The sequence below is a fragment of the Actinoalloteichus sp. GBA129-24 genome, assembly GCF_001941645.1.
In the GTDB taxonomy this organism is placed as follows: Bacteria; Actinomycetota; Actinomycetes; order Mycobacteriales; family Pseudonocardiaceae; genus Actinoalloteichus_A; species Actinoalloteichus_A fjordicus.
In genome coordinates this window covers 3394668-3414419 of record NZ_CP016077.1, presented here as the reverse complement: position 1 = coordinate 3414419, position 19752 = coordinate 3394668, and the positions used below count along the sequence as shown (strand labels likewise).

Annotated in this window: 16 protein-coding genes and 1 pseudogene; 7 read left to right on the top strand and 10 right to left on the bottom strand. The window is 70.8% G+C overall.

Going from position 1 to position 19752, the window contains the following annotated elements; translation table 11 throughout:
- Positions 1–68 precede the first annotated feature (68 nt).
- Together UA75_RS15335 and UA75_RS15330 are read right to left on the bottom strand one after the other, a co-directional pair.
- Entirely contained in the window at positions 69–2060 is a 1992-nt protein-coding gene (locus UA75_RS15335; protein WP_232237768.1) for a putative bifunctional diguanylate cyclase/phosphodiesterase, read from the bottom strand.
- A gap of 86 nt (positions 2061–2146) precedes the next feature.
- Positions 2147–2506 carry a hypothetical protein gene (locus UA75_RS15330; protein ID WP_075743842.1) on the bottom strand — a complete coding sequence of 120 codons (360 nt, stop codon included), beginning with the start codon at positions 2504–2506 and terminating at the stop codon, positions 2147–2149.
- Between the two features lie 66 nt (positions 2507–2572).
- On the opposite strand from UA75_RS15330, the gene UA75_RS15325 reads away from it, so the two are divergent.
- The 4 genes from UA75_RS15325 (at position 2573) to UA75_RS15310 (ending at position 6404) form a co-directional block, all read left to right on the top strand.
- Positions 2573–3370 carry a glycerophosphodiester phosphodiesterase family protein gene (locus UA75_RS15325; protein ID WP_075740828.1) on the top strand — a complete coding sequence of 266 codons (798 nt, stop codon included), beginning with the start codon at positions 2573–2575 and terminating at the stop codon, positions 3368–3370.
- A gap of 213 nt (positions 3371–3583) precedes the next feature.
- Positions 3584–4987, top strand: coding sequence for an MFS transporter (locus UA75_RS15320; protein ID WP_232237767.1), 1404 nt, complete (start codon positions 3584–3586; stop codon positions 4985–4987).
- A gap of 63 nt (positions 4988–5050) precedes the next feature.
- On the top strand, positions 5051–5812 hold the full coding sequence (locus UA75_RS15315; protein ID WP_075740827.1) for a thymidine kinase: 762 nt from the start codon (positions 5051–5053) through the stop codon (positions 5810–5812).
- Positions 5813–6056: 244 nt separating this feature from the next.
- On the top strand, positions 6057–6404 hold the full coding sequence (locus UA75_RS15310; protein WP_075740826.1) for an RNA polymerase-binding protein RbpA: 348 nt from the start codon (positions 6057–6059) through the stop codon (positions 6402–6404).
- Between the two features lie 530 nt (positions 6405–6934).
- Here the strand turns inward: UA75_RS15310 and UA75_RS15305 are convergent.
- The 3 genes from UA75_RS15305 to UA75_RS32890 all read right to left on the bottom strand — a co-directional run bounded on the left by UA75_RS15305 (position 6935) and on the right by UA75_RS32890 (position 10041).
- On the bottom strand, positions 6935–7735 hold the full coding sequence (locus UA75_RS15305; RefSeq protein ID WP_075740825.1) for a polyprenol monophosphomannose synthase: 801 nt from the start codon (positions 7733–7735) through the stop codon (positions 6935–6937).
- 113 nt (positions 7736–7848) lie between these two features.
- Positions 7849–9510, bottom strand: coding sequence for an apolipoprotein N-acyltransferase (gene lnt / locus UA75_RS15300; protein WP_075740824.1), 1662 nt, complete (start codon positions 9508–9510; stop codon positions 7849–7851).
- A gap of 270 nt (positions 9511–9780) precedes the next feature.
- Positions 9781–10041, bottom strand: a complete 261-nt coding sequence (locus tag UA75_RS32890; RefSeq protein WP_157434203.1) for a hypothetical protein — start codon at positions 10039–10041, stop codon at positions 9781–9783.
- Between the two features lie 194 nt (positions 10042–10235).
- On the opposite strand from UA75_RS32890, the gene UA75_RS15290 reads away from it, so the two are divergent.
- Positions 10236–11009 carry a class I SAM-dependent methyltransferase gene (locus tag UA75_RS15290; protein WP_157434202.1) on the top strand — a complete coding sequence of 258 codons (774 nt, stop codon included), beginning with the start codon at positions 10236–10238 and terminating at the stop codon, positions 11007–11009.
- A 54-nt stretch (positions 11010–11063) separates the two neighbouring features.
- Here UA75_RS15290 and UA75_RS15285 read toward each other — a convergent pair whose 3' ends face one another.
- Positions 11064–12113, bottom strand: a complete 1050-nt coding sequence (locus tag UA75_RS15285) for a helix-turn-helix transcriptional regulator (RefSeq protein ID WP_232251208.1) — start codon at positions 12111–12113, stop codon at positions 11064–11066.
- A gap of 189 nt (positions 12114–12302) precedes the next feature.
- Here UA75_RS15285 and UA75_RS15280 point away from each other — a divergent pair, with 189 nt between their 5' ends.
- Positions 12303–13877 carry an FAD-binding oxidoreductase gene (locus UA75_RS15280; RefSeq protein ID WP_157434201.1) on the top strand — a complete coding sequence of 525 codons (1575 nt, stop codon included), beginning with the start codon at positions 12303–12305 and terminating at the stop codon, positions 13875–13877.
- Positions 13878–14156: 279 nt separating this feature from the next.
- Here the strand turns inward: UA75_RS15280 and UA75_RS15275 are convergent, their stop codons facing one another.
- Positions 14157–14648, bottom strand: coding sequence for a hypothetical protein (locus tag UA75_RS15275; RefSeq protein ID WP_412459538.1), 492 nt, complete (start codon positions 14646–14648; stop codon positions 14157–14159).
- 51 nt (positions 14649–14699) lie between these two features.
- Between UA75_RS15275 and UA75_RS15270 the strand changes: the two are divergent.
- Positions 14700–15757 (top strand): annotated as a pseudogene (locus tag UA75_RS15270) (tripartite tricarboxylate transporter permease); the annotation flags it as partial.
- Between the two features lie 361 nt (positions 15758–16118).
- Here the strand turns inward: UA75_RS15270 and UA75_RS15265 are convergent.
- The 3 genes from UA75_RS15265 to UA75_RS15255 form a co-directional block, all read right to left on the bottom strand.
- Complete coding sequence (locus UA75_RS15265) at positions 16119–16754, bottom strand: dihydrofolate reductase family protein (protein WP_075743839.1); 636 nt, start codon at positions 16752–16754, stop codon at positions 16119–16121.
- A gap of 347 nt (positions 16755–17101) precedes the next feature.
- Positions 17102–17734, bottom strand: a complete 633-nt coding sequence (locus UA75_RS15260) for a YigZ family protein (RefSeq protein WP_075740819.1) — start codon at positions 17732–17734, stop codon at positions 17102–17104.
- A gap of 210 nt (positions 17735–17944) precedes the next feature.
- The gene (locus tag UA75_RS15255) at positions 17945–19582 is read right to left on the bottom strand and encodes an ABC-F family ATP-binding cassette domain-containing protein (RefSeq protein WP_075740818.1); all 1638 of its coding nucleotides are present in this window, start codon (positions 19580–19582) and stop codon (positions 17945–17947) included.
- Between the last annotated feature and the right edge of the window lie 170 nt (positions 19583–19752).

Genomic DNA, 19752 nt, shown 5'->3' with positions numbered 1-19752 from the left:
GGCATGTCGGGCGGCCTGCGGGCGACGGACCGGTAGATTCTGACAGAGGCGAAAATCGATCGGGTGAATTAGCGGGGCAATACTCCGTTCGGCCGTGCCAGCAGGTCGATGAGGGGGGCCGGTCGGCCGAGGTGGAAGCCTTGGGCGACCTCGACGCCGAGCTTCATCAGTGCCTCGACCTGTGAGGGGCGTTCCACCCACTCGGCGACGGTGGACAGGCCGAGTCCGTTGGCGATTTCCATCATCCCGGTGACCAGCACGGCGTCGGTCTGGCCCTGGTCGATGCCCCGGACGAACTCGCCGTCGATCTTGAGTCCGGTGACGGGCAGGTGTTTGAGGTGGACGAAGGAGCCGAAGCCGGAGCCGAAGTCGTCGAGGGTGATCCGGCATCCCGCGTCGCGGAGTCGGAGGGCGAGGTCGCGGGCGGCGTCGAGGTTGGTCATGGCCGCCGTCTCGGTGATCTCGATGCCGAAGCGGCCCTGGGTGATGTCGGCGGCGGCGAGGCGGTCGAGGACGAAGTCGCAGAAGTCCTCGTCGTCGAGGGTGCGGGCGGAGACGTTGACGTCCAGGCGCAGGGCGGGGTCGCGGTGGGCGGCCAGTGCGTCGATGGCCTGGCCCAGGACCCAGCGGTCGATCTCCAGGACCAGGTCGGTGCGTTCGGCGTCGGGGAGGAACTCTGCGGGGCCGATGCGGGGAAGCTGGTGGTCTTCCAGTCGGAGGAGCAGTTCGTAGCCGAGGGTGCGGCCGGTGCGGAGGTTGACCATGGGCATGGCGTGGAGTGCGAGGTGTCCCTTGCCCAGTGCGGTGCGCACTCGTTCCAGGACGCCGACTCTCTTGGCGGTGTCGGCGTAGTGGGCGGGGTCGTAGACGGTGACCCGGTTGCGGCCTGCCGCTTTGGAGGCGTAGAGGGCGAGGTCGGCGTTGGCCAGGACGGCCTCCCAGCCGTGGCCGGAGGCGAAGGGGGCGACGCCGGTGCTGACGGTGATCCTGATGGCGGCGCCTGCGACGTCGATGGGGACGGCGGCGACGGCCTCGGCGAGGCGTTGGGCGATGGCTCTGGCGTGGGCGGCGTCGACCTCGGGCATGATGACGGCGAACTCGTCGCCGCCGAGCCTGCCGAGGAACTGCCGGCCTTCCATCCGGTCGCGCAGGGTGGCGGCGAGGGTGCACATGACCTGGTCGCCGATCTTGTGGCCGCGCAGGTCGTTGACGTCTTTGAAGTTGTCGAGGTCGATGAGCAGCAGTGAGCCGGTGGTGCTCACGGCGAGTTGGCTCTCGAGTTCGCGGGTGAGGGACCGCCGGTTGGGCAGGCCGGTGAGGGGGTCTTCCTCGGCCATCTTGCGCAGCTCGACGTGGACCTGGTGGGCCTGGGTGATGTCGTGTGCGCTGCCGACCAGTCGGACGGGCACGCCCTGTCTGTCGTGGAAGACCTCGCCGAAGCACTCGAAGATGCGTTCGTCGGCGTCGGGGTCGGCGTTGAGTGCTCGGTGGATGTAGGTGAAGGGTTCTCCGGTGCGTAGTGCTCTGCTGAGGGTGCGTTCGACCAGCGGCAGGTCCTCGGGGTGGACCAGGCCGAGGAACGCGGAGTAGTCCAGTTCGGCGTCGGCGGGGTGCCCGGACATCTCCCGCATGCCTTCTGACCAGACCACGCGGTCCTCGCCGACGAACCACTCCCAGTTCCCGACCTGTCCGACGATTGGTGATCGGCGGGTGGACGCGTCGGTCCTGATGAGTTCCTGTTCTCGCCATCGGGTGACGTCCATGGCCCGGTAGAGCAGGCGGTGGTCGGTGCCGGGCAACGGGAGGCAGACGACCTCGATCCACCGGGGCGGTTTGTCCTCGGCGGCGATCCTGCTGAGCCAGGGCAGCTCGTCGGCGGCTTCGGCGATGCCGGGCAGCAGTGCGGGCAGTGAGACGCCGACGCCCTGTTCCTCGGTGACGCCGAGGAGCCGGGCGAGCGCGGCGTTGAGCCACTGGAGTCGCCCGCGCACGTCGGTCACTCCGAATCCGACGTCCGCGTTCTGCAACACAGCGTGTCGCACGGCCTCGTCGTCCGTCACCCGTTCCTCCCCTGGTGCCCACCCTGCTGGAGCAATCGTGGCGTTCGAATGGTGCCGTGGGCAAGCCGCGGTCTGCGCTGGGATCGTCAGCGCAGACGTTCCAGCCGCCCCGCCGTCTCGACGAGCTCGGCGGCCAGCCGGTGCATCTCCTCGGTGTCGAGGCCCTCCTCGACTCCGGTGAGGACGTCCTCCGCGGCGCAGCGGAGTTGGAACAGGCGATCTTGGAGATCGGTGATCTCGGTGGCGGACAGCACCACCGCGTCGTCGGGCAGCCCGCCGCGTTGCACCATGCTGCGACGTTCATAGGCACGTTGTCTACAGGCCTGTCCGCAATATCGGCGTGGTCGCCCGGTCCGGCCTGAGGAGGAGAGGCGAGCGCCACACCAGGTGCAGTGTCGGGGTTCGCGGCGCGTGATCGGGGCGAGGGAGTCGGCGAGATGCTCCACGGCGGTGAACGCTAGCGGGCTCGGCCTCTCCTGCCGAGGTGCCACGCCGCACCCCACACTGGGCGGGTGCATCGACGACGGCTTCGACCGCATCCGTATCTCGACGGCCCGCATCCTCGGGCGTTCGCTCATCGTGGTTGGCATCTCGACGAGTTGGCGGGGATGGAGAACTCCGCCTCGGCGTTGGCCAGGGCGTGGGCGGAGGGGTTCGCCTATCTGGAGACCGATGTGCGGGCGACCGCCGACGGGGTCGTGGTGGTGCAGCACGACGCGACGTTGGGTCGCACGACGGACTCGGCGGGGGTGGTGGCGACGTTGCCGTGGGCGGCGGTGCGGCGGGCCCGTATCGGCGGTCGGGAGCCGGTGTCGCGGTTGGAGGAGGTGCTGGAGGCGTTGCCTGCGGCGCGGTTCAACATCGATGTGAAGTCGGACCAGGCGGTGGGTCCGGTGTTGCGGGTCGTGGAGCGGATGTCGGCGTGGTCGCGGGTGTGTCTGGCCTCGTTCGAGGAGCGGCGGCTGCGGGTGCTTCGGCGGGTGGGCGGGCCGAGGCTGATGACGTCGTTGGGGCGTGGGTCGGCGCGGCTGTTGTGGGCCTCGTCGCGGCTCGGTCGGTGGGGTGACGGGCTGCCGGTGGCGGGCAGGCTCGCGCAGGTGCCGCTGCATCGCGGGTCGTTGCGGGTGGTCGACGAGCGGTTGGTGGGGGCGGTGCGGCGTCGGGGGCTGGAGGTGCACGTCTGGACGGTGGACGATCCGGCTCGGATGCGGGAGCTGTTGGATCTGGGGGTGGACGGGCTGGTGACGGATCGTCCCGACCTGCTGCGGGCGGAGCTGGTGGCGCGGGGGGCGTGGCCGTCGGCGCGGTGATCGTCCAGGGCGGGCGCGACGGCCGCTTCCGGGGTGGCTGCGGGTCGTGCGACGGGGCTCCGGTGAACGATCGGCGACGGGTCGCCGCTGGTGTCGCGACGAACCGGTGTCTGCTCGGTGTCGGCTCTGCCGTTCCTGGTCATGGGGTGTGAAACGCCGAGTACAGTCCCGCCACCGGGTGCCTGGAGTTCACCCGGTGGGAGGAATCGGGCTGTGGGGTCGAACGTCGTGGAGCCGGGCGTCGAGAGTGCGCCGACCAGCGCACAACGGCGCAGGGAACAGCGGGGCTGGTGTTGGTATGACTGGGCGAACTCGGTGTTCCCGACCTCGGTCATCACGGTCTTCCTGTCGCTGTATCTGACGGAGGTCGCCGAGTCCGCCGCACGGGCCGAGGGGCAGTCCTGTGCGGACGGCTCGGCCCTGGTGGACTGCGACATCAGCCTATGGGGGCTGTCGTTCCCGGCGGGGTCGCTGTGGGGGTATCTGCTGTCGGTGGCCACGGTGGTGCAGGTGCTGGTGCTGCCGATCACCGGTGCCATCGCGGATCGGACGCAGAACAAGCGGGTGATGCTCGGCGGATTCGCCTTCGCCGGGGCGGCGGCGACCTCGGCGTTGGCGTTGTTAGCGGGGACGAACTGGCAGCTCGGGGTGGTGCTGTTCATCCTCGCCAACATCTGCTTCGGCGGTTCGGTGGTGGTGTACTACTCGTTCCTGCCGGAGATCGCCGACGCCGACGAACGGGACGGGGTGTCGTCTCGAGGCTGGGCGTTCGGCTATCTGGGCGGGGGCCTGGCGTTGGCGTTCCATCTGGCTCTCTATCTGAGCCATGAGTCGTTGGGCCTGACCGAGGCCGAGGCGGTGCGGTGGTGCTTCTTCACGGCGGGGCTGTGGTGGGCGGTGTTCACGCTGATCCCGTTGGCGCGGCTGCGTGGTCATCAGCCGCCGCAGGGCCGTGAGCGGGGTGTGGCGGTGTTCCGGGCGGGTTTCCGGCAGTTGGGGCAGACGCTGCGGGAGGCGAAGTCTTATCCGTTGACCCTGGGGTTCCTGGCGGCGTACCTGGTCTACAACGACGGGATCGTGACGGTGACCAACGTCGCGGGCCAGTACGGCGAGCGGGAGCTGGGCCTGGATCGGACGGTGCTGATCACGACGATCCTGATCGTGCAGTTCATCGCGTTCGTCGGTGCGGTGGCTCATGGGCGGGCGGCGCGGCGTTTCGGTGCCAAGCGGACGATCATGGTGAGTCTGGTGCTGTGGGTGGTGGTGGTGGGCGCGGCGTTCTTCGTCGAGGCGGGCCAGGAGTTCCAGTTCTACGGGCTGGCGGTGGGCATCGGTCTGGTGCTGGGCGGAACGAATGCGCTGTCGCGGTCGTTGTTCTCTCAGCTGGTGCCGCCGGGCAGGGAGGCGGAGTACTTCTCGGTGTACGAGGTCGGCGAGCGGGCGACGTCGTGGCTGGGTCCGCTGGTGTTCGCGGCGGCCGGGCAGGCGACGGGGTCCTATCGGCTGGCGATCGTGTCGTTGGTGGTGTTCTTCGTGGTGGGTCTGATCCTGGTTGCGCTGGTCCCGGTGCGGCGGGCGATCGTGGCGGCGGGCAACCGGCCGCCGAAGGTGGTGTGATCTCGGTCCGGGGAGTGTGCGGGTGCGTCGGGCTGATCGGTGCACACCGTAAGGTCTGCGGCCGTGGACAGTGCAGTGTTGGCCGATGACCCGACCGATGCCCTCTCCTCGCTCCCCCGGCGTTCCGGGCGGCGGGCGGCGGGTCAGGTGAGGTTCTTCTACGGTCCGATGGACTGCGGGAAGTCGACGCTGGCGTTGCAGATCGATCACAACCATGCGCGGCAGGGCCGTGAGGGGATGTTGCTGGTTCGTCACGACCGGTCAGGACAGCCGAAGATCTCCAGTCGGATCGGCATCACCCGGGGTGCGGTGGAGGTCAACGAGGACCTGGACATTCGGGAGCTGGTGCGGGGGCGTTGGTCGGCGAGCAGGCCGGTGGACTACCTGATCGTCGACGAGGCGCAGTTCCTCACGGCGTCGCAGGTGGATCAGCTGGCCGAGCTGGCCGATGACGTGCAGGTGGACGTGTACTGCTTCGGGATCGCGACGGACTTTCAGAGCAGGCTCTTCCCCGGTTCTCGGCGGCTGTTCGAGTTGGCGGATCTGATTCAGGCGGTGCAGGTGGAGGTGTTGTGCTGGTGCGGCTCGTCCGGACGGTTCAACGCCCGGGTGGTGGACGGGCGGGTGATCCGGGCCGGTGACACCGTTCTGGTGGCCGACACCGGGCAGGACGGGGCCTCCGCAGGCGCTGCCGTCCCGGACGGTCGAGACCTCCCCGACCAAGAATCTGTCACGGTGCGTTACCAAGTGTTGTGTCGTCGTCATTTCAGGGCGGGTGATCTCGGTCCGATCGCTACTGGACAGGGGCAACTGAGTCTGGCTTGATAACCTCCGCCCTGGGCACCATCACCCATTCGTGTGGTCGTGCTCGCTACTTGGCGGATAACGCGTCACGAACAGCGCCCGATTGCATCCCTATGGAGGAAGCCTTCGTTGACGCGTGAAACACGTCACCGTGGGCAACCGACTAGGCCAAACCGGGAACGACAACGACCTCACCGTCGTTGCACTCGGTGAGCACGTACCCCAGGGTCGATCCAGACCCTGGACCGAGCGAAAGGACACCGTTATGGCCGACCGCGTTCTGCGTGGCAGCCGGCTCGGAGCCGTCAGCTACGAGACCGACCGCAATCACGACCTCGCACCGCGCCGGACGGTGCGCTACGCCTGCCCCAAGGGCCACGACTTCGAGGTCCCGTTCTCCGACGACGCCGAGGTCCCCTCGATCTGGGAATGTCGGCTGCACGGCAACGAGTCGAAGATGCTCGACGGCAACGAGCCGGAGCCCAAGAAGGTCAAGCCGGCTCGTACCCACTGGGACATGCTGCTGGAGCGCCGGACGATCCCCGAGCTGGAGGAGTTGCTGTCCGAGCGGCTCGAAGAGCTGCGCGGCAGGCGCACCTCTCGGTCCGCCTGAGCTGCGGGCCGCACGATGCGGCGGGGGAGGCCGCCTGAACCGGATGTGTTCAGGCGGCCTTGCCGTGTGGAGGCCTGTGCCGTCGTGCGTCCGCGCGTCGTCTGACGGGCGGACGCGGTGCCCAGCACGGCAGACGTGACACGCACGGCCGGTGCCCCCGTGCCGGCTGCCGCGACGGCCGGCGCCTCGCCGCTGCGGTGAGCGACCGCGACACGCTCTGATGTGACGACTGCCGGGATTCCCGGTCAGACGGATACGGCCCGTCGGGTGACAGCGGAGTCCCCGCTCCACGGTCGCCTCACCGGCACCCGCCTCGTTCCCGACGTCGCATTCGGCGTGACTCCGTGCCGAACAGCACCCGACGTCCCCGCCGCCGGGGCTGCGACGGCGGTCCCTACGTCGACTCGCCGCTGTCCGCGCCCGCGATGCCGCCCGATGATCTCGCCCCTGCCGCCGGAGTAGCGCGGCGTCGATGATCGCCTGCTAGGGCGTCCGCGACGTGACGTCCGCGCCGTGCCGAGCCCGTGGGCTCAGTTCGCGCGTCTCCCGCCCAGCAGCGACTGAATCTGCCGTCCGCGTCGGCGCAGCCCCCACTTGGTCACCCGCAGCAGCGCCTCGCGAACGATATTGCCGCTCATCTTCGACTCACCGTGCACCCGCTCGGTGAAGGTGATCGGAACCTCGGCGACCGTGAAGCCCGCTTCGATGGCCCGCCAGGCCAGGTCGATCTGGAAGCAGTAGCCCTGCGAGGCGACGTTGTGCAGGCGGATCTTCTCCAGCACCTGCCTGCGGAACGCCCGGTATCCGCCGGTGATGTCCTTCACGGGGGCACCCAGCGCGATCTTGGAGTACAGGTTGCCGGTGCGCGAGATCCACTCCCGGCGTCTGGACCAGTTCACCGTTCTACCACCGGGCACGTACCGCGAGCCGAGCACCAGGTCGGCGCCGTTGGCGTCGTCACCCAGCGCCGCGAGCAGCCGAGGCAGTTCCTCGGGGGCGTGGGAGCCGTCGGCGTCCATCTCCACCACGACCCCGTAGTCACGTTCCAACGCCCAGTTGAAGCCCGCCACGTATGCCGCGCCCAGCCCGGCCTTCTCCGTGCGGTGCATGACATGGACACGCGGGTCCTCGGCGGCCATCTCGTCGGCCAACTCCCCCGTGCCGTCCGGACTGCCGTCGTCGACGACCAGCACCTCCGCCGTGGGCAGCGCCGCGTGCAGACGCGCGACGATCGGGCCGATGTTCTCCCGCTCGTCGTACGTCGGTATGACCACCAGCACCTTGTCCAGGCCGGGAGCCTGGCTCTCGTGCTCGGCAGGCTGCTCCGCCATGTGTCTCCTCCTCGTCGACGCCGCTCCCGCCTGCGTCGACTGTCCGTTCCCGATCATGTCGCCCCGTTCCCGGTGGCGCCCGGGACCTTCGCTGTACTGCTGTCTGCGCCGTCTCAGGACTGGTGAGACTCGTCCTGAACGGCGGACCGCCTGTCGAGTCGGCGACGTCGGACGCCGCCGATCACGACCCAGCCCGCCGCCGCCACGCCCAGAGCGGAGAGGATCCACTCGGGGCCCGCGCCGAGCCGGGTGGCCAGCGTAGTCGTCGAGCGCAGGGGGATCTCCGCGACCAGTGCATCGGCGGTGAACAGGTCAGTCGACGACACGACGGTGCCCGACGGGGAGACCACGGCGGAGATGCCGCTGGTCGCCGCGACGAGGACGGCACGGCCGTGTTCGACCGCCCGAACCTGGGAGATCGCCAGCTGCTGTTCCGACATCGCGGTCAGGCCGAAGGCCGCGTTGTTGCTCGGCACCGCGAGCACGGTGGCACCGGCGAGCACCGTGTCGTTGACGCGGTGGTCGAAGGCCACCTCCCAGCACGTGACGACGCCGACGTCGGCGCTGCCCATGGCGAACACGCCGGGCGCGTCACCGGGCTGATACTCGCGGTCGGGGATGCGAATCGAGGGATTGACCACGCCCATCACCGCCGAGACCAGGCCGCGCAGCGGGATGCGCTCGCCGAAGGGCTGGATCTCGCGTTTGCGGTAGGTGTCGACGGGGCCGCCGTCGGGGTCCCAGTGCACGACCGTGTTATGGATGTCGCCCTGGTCTGGGGTCTCCAGCGTGCCGACCATCGTGGGGGCGTCGATGGCACGCACGGCCGAGTCGATGACGGCGTCGGCGTCGGCGTGGCGGAAGGGGTCGATGTCGGAGGCGTTCTCCGGCCAGATGACGATGTCGGGCTGTGGTTCGCGGCCTGCCGCGACGTCGGCGGCGAGTTCCCGGGTGCGGTCGGCGTGGTTGTCCAGGACGGCCCGTCGTTGAGCGTTGAACTCCAGGCCGAGCTGGGGGACGTTGCCCTGGATCAGGGCGGCGGTGACGGTGCCCTCCTGGGCGTCGGTGCCCACTGCGGGCAGGGCGGCCAACGCGGCCAGTGCGGGCACGACTGTCAGGATCGCGGGCTTGACGAGCGTTCGTGACTCGGCGGTTGATGCACCGTCCGTGGTGAGGCGGCGGGCGCCCAGCACGCGGCGGGCCAGGTCGGCGAGGCCGAAGCCGCAGAGTGCCACGGCGAACCCGACGAGGGCGACGCCGCCGAGGGAGGCCAGGGAGAGGAACAGGCCGTCGGCCTGACCGAAGGCCACGCTCCCGAGCGGAAAGCCTCGGAACGGGATCGCGCCGCGCAGGGCCTCCGCGGCGACCCAGGAGGCCGCTGCCCACACTGGCGCGGCGGGCAGCCTGCCGACCAGGGCGATCATGATCCCGGCCAGGCCGAAGAACGATGCCTCCAACGCGGCCAGGACCACCCAGGGGACCGCGCCGACGTATTCGTTGGTCCAGGTCAACAGGGGCAGGAAGAATGCCATTCCCGCGAGGAAGCCCAGGCCGAAGCCCGCGCGGGCCCGGCGCCCGTGCATCGCTGAGGCGAACAGGGCGAGGGCGATCGGGGCCAGCCACCACCACGAGTACGGTGCGAAGGTCAGGGACAGCAGCGCCCCTGCCGCGAGGGCGGACAGGACGCGCAGCACGGTCCGGCGCCGCTGGTGTGACGGCGGGCCGTCCTGATCCGCGGGCTCGCTCGGCGATGCCGCGATGATGGCTGAAGACACGCCGACAACCCTACGGAATCAGCGCCGCAGGCTGGCCTCGTGCCCCCGCCGGGCTTCCGGGGTGCGGACCCGGGTTCGCGGCGGGGGCGGCGGCCACCGGGTGGGGCTCTTGCCGGTCCTGCGGGTGCGGGTGTCGAGGCTGCCGGGAACGTCCGGTCGTTGATCGGCGGTCCCGGCAGGGTGCCGCCCCGGACGGGGTGTGCACGGCGGCGGCGTTCGCGGCATGCGACTCGGGGCCGGTCGGGCCCCTGCGGGTCGCGGCGATGCGGGTCAGGACGGGCGGTTCACACCCGCCTTCGGTGCGGGCCGCCTCTGGTTCTCGCGGGTTCGCACGGCCCGGCGGCAGGCACCGGGGGTGACCCGGCCGCGGCGCAGCACGGCGATGGCGCGTCGATACTCCGCGAACTGCTCGCGGTCCTGTCGTCGCTGCCTGCAGTGTCGCAGCCAGTCGACGAGGAGCACCCCGACCACCACGATCCCGAAGAGAACCAGCCAGGCGACGAGCAGCGCGCCCAGCAGTGGCCACATCATCGATGACCACCTCTCTGTGACCATCTCATCACCTCCTGTGATCATCACAGACCGTAGGGGTCCGGTCCGGGACCGCGCGAGTCGGCGCCGTCCCGGCGTCGGTTCGGTCTGGGCGCGTCGTGGCGGGGCGGGCCGTGACGGTCCGGGGAAACCGACGACGCGCCCCGACGCGCCCCGGCCGTGATGATGTGGCCATGAGCCGAACACGCCCCGCGACCGTGACGCGCGCCCCCTCGGCGCAGGCATCGAGTTCGGCGCCGGTCCCGGACGCCGAGCCCTACCGGGTCACCTCGGAGTTCTACGACCTGCTGCATCGAAGCCGATATCGACGCAAGGCGCAGCGAGAGCTGGCCTCGCTGGCTCGGTCGGCGCGGGCGGGCATCCTGGAGGTGGGGGCCGGTACGGGCATCGTCACCGAGGTGTTGGCCGAGTCGACGTCGGTGCCGGTGCACGCGGTGGAGCCGTCGCGCCCGATGCGGGCGGTGCTGTTGTCCCGGTGGGCCGGCTCGACGCCCATGCGCAGACATGTCCGGGTGTATCCGGAGCCCGTGCAGGAGCTGAGGCCGATCGAGCCCGTCGACCTCATGGTGTGTGTGAACTTCGTGGACGCGCTGCCGCCGCCGACGCGGGATCGGCTCTGGTCGACGGCGCGGGCGATGCTGCGACCCGGCGGGCTGCTGGTGGTGGACCGCACCGGTCCTGCCCCCGTACGACCGACGACGCTGTCCACCGTCGACGTCGGCGACACGCGGTATGAGGTCTCGGTCGTGGCGTCGCCGATCGCGGGATCACGGTGCCTGCGGTGGACCTTCCACTACCGGGTGACCGCACCGGGTGGCGCGGCCCGGGAGGAGTTCGAGTCCTTCGACCTGTGGCCGGTCGACGAGGCCGAACTGCGCGCGGAGGTGTCCTCGGCGGGATTGACTGCCGGACCGGAACGGCCCGGTCTGCTGGTCTTTCGTCGATGACCAGCGGCTCGCCGGTCGGGTCTCTCCCCGACGGACGGTCGTGCACCGTGGTGATCACACCGCCGGACGGTGCGGCGGATCGCCTCCGGGTGGTCGGGCCCCGCCGGTCGGGGTCACCGCGGTGGCGAGCCGGTGGGCGAGCGTCCGCAGGTGGTCGGTCAGCGGCGGGCCGCTCTCGACGGTGACCGTCGGGCCGAGCGCGAACAGTGCCGTCACGTCCCCGGTGATCGAGTCGAGGGAGTCCGCGCCCAGTCGGACGAGGCAGCGGTGCTCGTCGAGAGTCGTGATGTGGTCGGGGATCGTCGTGGGCAGGCAGGCTCGCACCTCGGCGGCGGTGGCGGTCACCGTGACCTCGGCGGTGTGGCGATACGGCGCCGTGGTGACGTACCTGGTCAGGAGGGCGACCACGTCGGCGGGTGCGAGTCGTGACCGGGCCCGCCGACCGGTGGGGCGGGGGTCGGTGACGCGGTCGACGCGGAAGGTACGCCAGGCGTCGCGGTCGAGGTCGAAGGCCAGCAGGTACCAGAGTCCGTGGGAGACGACGAGCCGGTGCGGCTCGACCCGGCGTGGTGCGCGGTCGCCGCTGCGCCCTCGGTGGTCGAAGGTCAGCACCTCGCGTTCCCGGCAGCCCGACGCCAACGCGAGCAGCGTCGCGGGGTCGACGTCGGGTCCTGCGCGGGCGGTGACGGAGACCGTCATGTCGGCGACGGCGGCGACCTTCGGGCGCAGCCGGGCAGGCAGCAGGCGATCCAGCTTGGCCAGTGCTCGCACGGCGGTCTCCTCGATGCCGGTCATCCCGCCTGCGGCGGTGCGCAGCGCCACGGCGACGGCGACGGCCTCGTCGTCGTCCAACATCAACGGCGGCAGGTTCCGCCCGGAGGACAGTCGGTAGCCGCCCGCGATGCCGGTGGTGCCCTGCACCGGGTAGTCCAGGGCGCGCAGTCGGTCGACGTCACGTCGCACGGTGCGGTCGGTGACGCCCAGCCGCTCGGCGAGTTGACCACCGGTCCACTCGCGTCCGCTCTGCAGCAGCGACACCAGCCGCAGCATCCGGGCAGGCATGTTCCTGGACACGCCGAGCAGTCTGGCAGTCGTCACGGACATCAGCTGTCCGCAAGGACTTCTACCTTTCGGGGGAATTCGGCGCCGCATCGGGGCGCTGATCTCACGTTCGGCGCCGCCGGACCGTCTTCGAAGTGTGCTCGTCGCGCCGATCGCGAGCACGGTGCCGCCTCGCGTGAGCCTGTGCGGGGCGGGCCGCGAGAAGTCCCGTTGCAGAAGAAGGAGGAACAGATGTCCGCTCACCAGCAGTCGAGAGTGCCGTCGGGGTCGCCGAGGCGGCCGCCCGGCGGTGCGACGAAGGATCGGCGAGCCGAACACGACGCGCTTCTCGGTCTGATCCGAGGCCCGGTGGTGCGGGCGGGCGAGGCCCGTTTCGACGCCGAGCGCACCGGTTTCCAGACCGCCTGGGCCCGCAGGCCCGCCGTGATCGTCGGAGCGACGCAGGCAGCCGACGTCCGCGCGGCCGTCGAGTACGCCGGGGAGCGAGGGCTGTCGGTGTCGGTGCAGGCCACCGGCCACGGGCTCTCCTCCGAGGCACCGGCGGGCGGTCTGATGATCGCCACCGGGCGGATGGCGGGGGTCGCGGTGGATCCCGTCGCGCGGACCGCGTGGGTCGAGGCGGGGGCCCGCTGGGACGCGGTGATCGAGGCTGCGGCCCGGTATGGTCTGGCGCCGCCCTCCGGCAGTGCGCCGCACCTCAACGCGATCGCCTACACCCTCGGGGGCGGCCTGGGTCTGCTGGGCCGGGCGCAGGGCTGGGCGGCGGAGCACGTGCGGGCGTTGGACGTCGTCACTCCCGACGCGCGGCTTCGACACGTCACCGCCGAGTCCGATCCGGATCTGTTCTGGGGGCTGCGTGGCGGCCGGGACGGTCTCGGCGTCGTCACCGGGATGCGGATCGGTCTGAGTGAGGTCACCCGGCTCTACGGCGGCACGTTGACCTTCGACGCCGGGCGGGCGGGCGAGGTGGTGGCCGCCTACCTGGACTGGACCGCCTCGGCGCCCGAGGGGTCGTCTTCGTCGGTGGCGGTGATCTCCTTCCCCGACTCCCCCGACATCCCGGCCGAGCAGCGGGGACGGCGCACCGTGCAGGTTCACGTCGCCCATCTCGGCGACCCGGCGGACGGGGAGCGGCGGGTCGCCCCGCTACGGCGGATCGGGGGCGTCACCGACGACGCCCTGCGGGACATGACGTTCGCCGAGTCCGACGTCATCAACGCCGACCCGACCGAGCCGCACGCCTACCAGGGCGACAACGCGATGCTGACCGGCCCCGACGGGTCGGCGGCGGACACGGTGCTGTCGGTGTGCGGGCCGGAGGCACCGGTGATGTGCGTCGTCCAGGTCACACACCTCGGCGGGGCGTTGGGCAGGCCGCCCGGCACGGCCGACGCGGTCGGGCATCGGGAGGCCCGGTATCTGTTGGGGGTCCTCTCGCCGGTGACGATCTCCGCAGCCGAGCAGGTCGGTGTCCGTCGGGTCGGCGCCGGTCTGTCGAACGGGCGCGGGCGCGGGGACGGGAACGACGTCGGAGGGTCGGTTCCGGCCCCGGCGGCGCGGGTCTCCGACATCGACGTGGTCCTGGGGGTTCATGCCAGAGCGTTGGAAGCGGTACGGCCGTCGACGGCGGGGCGCGGCCTCAACTTTCTGTTCGGTCGGGTGACGGCCGATCAGTTACGGACCGCACACCGGCCGGACGTCCGGCGTCGGCTCACCGCGTTGCGCGCCCACCACGATCCGGCGGGTCTGTTCGACCCCGTCGTGTCGTCCGGCGGCTGTGGGGAGACGGCCGCGCCGGGTCGGTGAGCAGCGGTCCTCGACTGTTCGCGGGGTGCGGGGCCGCCGAGGGCCTGCTGCGTTGATCGAAACTGCGGGCGGCAGGCGCCGTCCGTCGACGGGTGACATGTCGGTGTCGGCGGGTGGGCGGACCGGGTCGGGTCGAGCGGTGATCAGCTGCGGTGGGGGTGTCGTGGGCGGCAGGTTCGCGGGGTCAGTCGCGGGGTGTGTCCGAGTGGCGGCTGCGGTAGGAGCGCATCGTGTGGCGGGCACCGCAGGTGCTCGGGTGGCCAGCCGGTCGCGGTCGCATCAGGGTCGACTGCCGCCCTCTGCCCAGCGGAAGCGCCGTTCGGGGCGGCCGGTGCTGCCGTAACGGAGTCGGACCTCGGCGCGACCGGCGTCGACGAAGTACTCCAGGTAGCGGCGGGCACTGGCTCTGGACAGTTCCGTCTGTTCCGCGCACTCGGTGGCCGACAGGCCGAGTCCCGCGCGGGTGGCGGTGCGCAGCGTGTCGGCGACCACCGACGCGGTCTCGGCGGCCACTCCCTTGGGTGAGGTGTCGGTGCTGCGGGGGCGGGCGCCGAACACCTCGTCCACCTGGCGCTGGGTCACCTCCCGTTCGTCGGGGAAGGCGGCGAGCCTGCGGTGCATCGAGGCGAAGGATTCCAGGCGTTCGCCGCCGTGCACGGCTCCGCGTACCGTCTCGACGTCCTGAGCGGCGGTGACCACGATGGTCTCGGCGACGGTGCCGTCGGTCGTGTCCTGGGTGCGTAGTTCACGCAGGACGGTGCGGCCGTGGATGTCGGGCAGGTAGACGTCGAGCAGGACGAGGTCGGGGCGCAGGGTTCGTGCGGTGCTCCGGACTACTCCGCGTTGATGGTGCTGGCGTTCGTGGCCACGCCACCACCGCCCTGCTGGGCAAGTCACGGACTCGCGGGTTGTCCTCGCTGCTCATCGGCTTGACGATCGGGTTGGTCGGGCTGGACCAGATGACCGGTCAGCAACGCCTCACCTTGGGGTCGCTGCACCTGGCCGACGGCATCGACATCGTGCTGGTCGCGGTGGGCCCGTTCGCCATCGGCGAGTCGTTGTGGGTGGCCGCGCATCTGCGACACACCCCGGGCCGGCCGATCCCGGTGGGCAGGCCGTGGCTGGGCAGGGCCGAGCTGCGTCGGTCGTGGAAGCCGTGGCTGCGTGGACCGTTCATCGGGTTCCCGTTCGGCGCAATCCCGGCGGGCGGCGCGGACATGACGACGGTGCTGTCCTATGTCACCGAGAAACGGCTCTCCAAGAACCAGGACGAGTTCGGCCACGGCGCGGTCGAGGGACTGCCGGTCCGGAGGCCACCGCCAGCGCCTCGGCCGCGGGCACGATGGTGTCGATGTTGACGTTGGGACTGCCGACCACGGCGGTGGCGGCCGTGATGCTCGCGGCGTTCCAGCAGTACGGCATCCACCCCGGTCCGCTGCTGTTCGAGCGGGGGGCGGGCCTGGTGTGGACGCTCATCGCCAGCATGTTCATCGGCTCGGTGCTGCTGCTGGCGTTGAACCCTCCGCTGGCGCCGTTGTGGGCGAAGCTGTTGCAGGTCCCCCGGCCCTACCTGTACGCGGGCATCCTGTTCTTCGCCAGCGTCGGCGCCTACGCGGTGGGCGGGGAGGTGCTGGACCTGCTGTTGTTGTTCGTGATCGGTCTGCTCGGCTTCGCGATGCGCCGGTTCGGGCTTCCCGGGGCTCCCCGCGATCACCGGGGTGATCCTCGGCCCGTCGGCCGAACGCGAACTGCGGCGAGCCCTGCAGATCAGTGACGGCGACCCGACGGGCCTGGTGTCCTCGCCGATCGCGGTGACGATCTACGTCATCATCGCGGTGATCCTGCTGTTCCCGCTGATCAGCCGCCTGCTGCCGGGTCGACGACCTACGGTGGTCCGGGAGGTCGCCGCGACGGTCACGGCGACGGGGACACCGCCTGCCGCCGAGGAGACGTCGGGTGCGGGGACGGCTCCCGTGCTCTGCCGCCCACCGTACCCGGCGAGTCCTCGGCGCCGACACGACCGACCTCCGACGACTGAGGGAACCTCCACGGCCCCGCCGCACGCCGGGTTCGGCGGGATGGACGTGGGCGAGGGCGGGGCACGCCGGACCACGGTCGGCGTGCCCCGCCGTGCGTCCCCGACCCGGCCGGAGACGCCGAGCGGGCGGGCGCCCAGGTCTGCGACCTACACGACACGTCCGCCGTCGCCCGCCGAGGCCTGGCAGGGAGCGGGGCCGGCGATCAGGAGTCCTCCAGGGCATAGGTGCCGTAGGTGGGACGCCCGGCGGGCTGGTAGGTGTGCACGGCGACGCCCGCGCCGGTGATCGTGGAGTCGACCAGCCGCAGCGCCGTGGGCGGACTCCCCTCGACGAACAGACGCCGCCCGGTGCCCAGGATGACGGGGTAGATCAGCAGCCGATACTCGTCCACCAGGTCGTGGACCATCAGGCTCTGCACGAGACCGCCGCTGCCGTGGATCTGCAACTCCCCGCCTGCATCGTCCGGATCGTCTTCCTTGAGTCGCGCGACCTGTTCGGCGACGTCGCCGCCGATCACTGTGGAGTGCTGCCACTGCGGCGTGGTCATGCGGTGGGAGACGACGTGTTTGGGCAGCCTGTTCAGCCGGGTGGCGATCGGGTCTTCCTCATCGGTGACCAGCGGCCAGTACGCCGCGAAGATGTCGTAGGTTCGCCGTCCCAACAGGAATCCGCTTGCCCGGCCGAACCAGCCCGTCACCAGGGCCATCAGGTCGGCGTCGCCGTAGGGCACGGTCCAGCCGCCGTGCTCGAAGCCGCCGTCGCGGTCCTCGTCAGGACCTCCCGGCCCCTGCACGACCCCGTCCAACGACAGGAACATGGTCACCGTCAGTCTTCTCATCGCGTGTTCTCCCGGTCCGTCCATTCGGCCGTCCGACGATTCGGGTCTCGCGTCGAACGTGTCTCCTGCCTACTCGTCGAACGCCACACCGCCACTTCGACACGACGCGGCGATCTCCTTCGGACGAACCTGGCGTGTCGATCGCCTGCCGCCACCGGAACGGACGCGGACACGGCAGGCACCCCGCCGAGACGACACGAGACGACGCCCCGCCGGTCCGGTCCGGTCCGGTCCGGTCCGGTCCGGGAAGGACGAGATCGTCTCCGAGTTCAGTCGGCCGACCGCCCCCCTCCGGGAGCGCGCCCCAGGCGGTACGGGTCGACGCGGGTGGGCGAGTCATCCCGCGCCTACTGCCTGCCCTCCACGTAGGTCAGCTCGCCGTGCACCAGCTCGGCCGCGCCGTTGCTGATCGTCACCGCCCACTCGGTGAACTCCGGCAACGCCTCCTCGGCCACCGCCACCTCGAACCGTGCCCGGTCGGTGTAGCCGGCGGCCAGCACCGGATACGCCGAGTCCCGCAGCGCGTGCTCGATCCGCCCGGCCTGCGGGAAGTCCACCGCCACCGTCACCAGCCTGCACGGACGCAACGCCACCGTGCCGAACAGATCGATCGTCTCGGCGACCGCCTGACCGTAAGCGCGGATCAGACCGCCTGCGCCGAGCTGCACCCCGCCGAACCACCGCGTCACCACGGCGACCACGTCACTGAGCTCACGTCGCCGCAACACCTCCAGCATCGGCACCCCCGCCGTGCCTGCGGGCTCACCGTCATCACTGGACTTCTGCTTGTCCGAGGCGGCGCCGAGCACGTAGGCCGTGCAGTTATGCGTGGCGTTCCAGTGCTCCTTACGGCGCGCGGCGATCACCGCCCGGGCCGCGTCCTCGTCGTCGACCCTGCTCAGCAGGCAGCGGAATCGGGAACGGCGGATCTCGATCTCGTGCTCACCGTTCCGGGCGATCGTCCGATACCCCGTGAGCATGTCCCACCGCTTCCCTCGTGACCAGCGTCGACGTCCGCCGCCGATCCTGCCGGACCCCGACGACGCCTCCGACACCGGCCGACGCCGACCCGGCAGGCGCGCACCGGCGGCGGGGCACCGCCCTCGCCCGTCGTGCCCCTTGGCGGAGACGACCAGCCGCCCTCGATCTCCGCCCGCCGACGCTGCGCGCCACCGACCCGCTCAAGAGCCTCAGCCGCCGTCGGGACCCTCCGCATCCCGCAGCGTCCCGTCCGACAGCCGCAGCCACCGGTTCACCCCGATCTCCGCGAGGAACCGCTCGTCGTGACTGACCACCACGAACGCCCCCTCATAGGCGCCGAGCGCACTCTCCAACCGCGCCACACTGACCAGATCGAGATTGTTCGTCGGCTCGTCCAACAACAGCAGCTGCGGCGCCGGTTCGGCGCACAGCACACAGCACAACGTCGCCCGCAGCAGCTCACCACCGGAGAGCACCCCGACCGGAAGGTGAACCCGGTCGCCTCGGAACAGGAAACGGGCCAACAGGGTCAATCGCTGCCCCGCCGTCATCGCGGGCGCCGCGGCAGCCAGGTTCTCCACCACGGTGCGGGTCGAGTCCAACAGGTCCAGCCGTTGCGACAGGTAGGCGATCCGGCCGTCCGCCCTGGCGATCACGCCGCCCGACGAGTCCACATCACCGTTGATCATCCGCAGCAGTGTCGACTTGCCTGCACCGTTGGCCCCGACCAGCGCGATCCGCTCCGGTCCCCGGATCGTCAGGTCGACACCCGAACCCGCGAACAACGGCCGAGTCCCGAAGGCGGCCTGCAGCCGTTCACCGGAGAACACCGTGCGCCCGGCAGGCACGTGGGTGCCCGGCAGCTCCAACGCGATCGTCTGCTCGTCCCGCACGGCGCGACCCGCCTCGTCCAGTCGCGCCTTGGCCTCACTGACCCGCGCGGCATGCATCTCGTTCGCGCGACCCGCCGACTCCTGCGCCCCCCGTTTCATCGCCCCGGCGACGATCCTCGGCAGACCGGCGCTCTTGAGAGTGCGGGCGGCGTTGCCCGCGCGACGCGCGGCCCGCTCCCGCGCCTGCTGCATCTCCCGCTTCTCCCGCCGCACCTCCTGCTCCGCGTTGCGCACGTTCTTCTCCGCGACCTCCCGCGCAGCCCGCACCGCCGCCTCGTACTCCGTGTGATTCCCGCCGTAGAAACGGACCTCGCCGCGATCCAGCTCCGCGATGCGGTCCATCCGGTCCAGCAACGCCCGATCGTGACTGACCAGCAGCAGGCAGCCGGTCCACTCCTCCAGAACGGCGTAGAGCGCCCGGCGGGCGTCGAGATCGAGATTGTTCGTCGGCTCGTCCAGCAGCAGCACATCCGGCCGCTTCAGTAGTTGCGCGGCCAACCCGAGGGAGACGATCTGCCCCCCGCTGAGCGTGTCGAGACGCCGGGTGAAAGGCAGCTCCCCTAGACCCAGCCTGCCCAGTTGAGCACGGGTGCGCTCCTCGACGTCCCACTCGGCGCCGATCGTGGTGAAGTGCGCCTCGTCGACATCACCCGCCTCGATGGCCGCCAACGCCCTGATCAGCGGCGCGATTCCCAGCACATCGGCCACCGTCAGATCACCGGCCAAGGGCAGGTTCTGCGGGAGGTACCCCAGCACCCCGTCGACCGACACCGTCCCACCGGTGGGCGTGCACTCCCCCGCGATCAGCCGGAGCAGCGTGGTCTTGCCCGCACCGTTGGGCGCGACGAGACCCGTGCGGCCCCCGCCCACGGTGAAGGACAGATCCTGAAACACCGGGGTGTCGTCGGGCCAGGAGAAAGAGAGATTCGAACAGATGATGAACGCATCGGACATGGCAGAGCCCTCAAAGGTGACGGCGGGCGCACCGAAGCCGCCCGGCAGAGAACGGGGTTCACGTGACGACGACACGGCAGCGGCGGGCAGCGCACCTGCGCACCTGCCTACGGCCGATCACTTCCGGTATCACCCGGAGATGTCGTCGTCACTCACCACGTCGGTCTCCC

Coding starts and splice junctions, on each gene's coding strand:
- UA75_RS15310 (WP_075740826.1), top strand. CDS start 6,057: ATGGCCGACCGCGTTCTGCGTGGCAGCCGGCTCGGAGCCGTCAGCTAC.
- UA75_RS15305 (WP_075740825.1), bottom strand. CDS start 7,735: ATGGCGGAGCAGCCTGCCGAGCACGAGAGCCAGGCTCCCGGCCTGGAC.
- UA75_RS32890 (WP_157434203.1), bottom strand. CDS start 10,041: ATGATGTGGCCACTGCTGGGCGCGCTGCTCGTCGCCTGGCTGGTTCTC.
- UA75_RS15290 (WP_157434202.1), top strand. CDS start 10,236: ATGAGCCGAACACGCCCCGCGACCGTGACGCGCGCCCCCTCGGCGCAG.
- UA75_RS15285 (WP_232251208.1), bottom strand. CDS start 12,113: ATGTCCGTGACGACTGCCAGACTGCTCGGCGTGTCCAGGAACATGCCT.
- UA75_RS15280 (WP_157434201.1), top strand. CDS start 12,303: ATGTCCGCTCACCAGCAGTCGAGAGTGCCGTCGGGGTCGCCGAGGCGG.
- UA75_RS15265 (WP_075743839.1), bottom strand. CDS start 16,754: ATGAGAAGACTGACGGTGACCATGTTCCTGTCGTTGGACGGGGTCGTG.
- UA75_RS15260 (WP_075740819.1), bottom strand. CDS start 17,734: ATGCTCACGGGGTATCGGACGATCGCCCGGAACGGTGAGCACGAGATC.
- UA75_RS15255 (WP_075740818.1), bottom strand. CDS start 19,582: ATGTCCGATGCGTTCATCATCTGTTCGAATCTCTCTTTCTCCTGGCCC.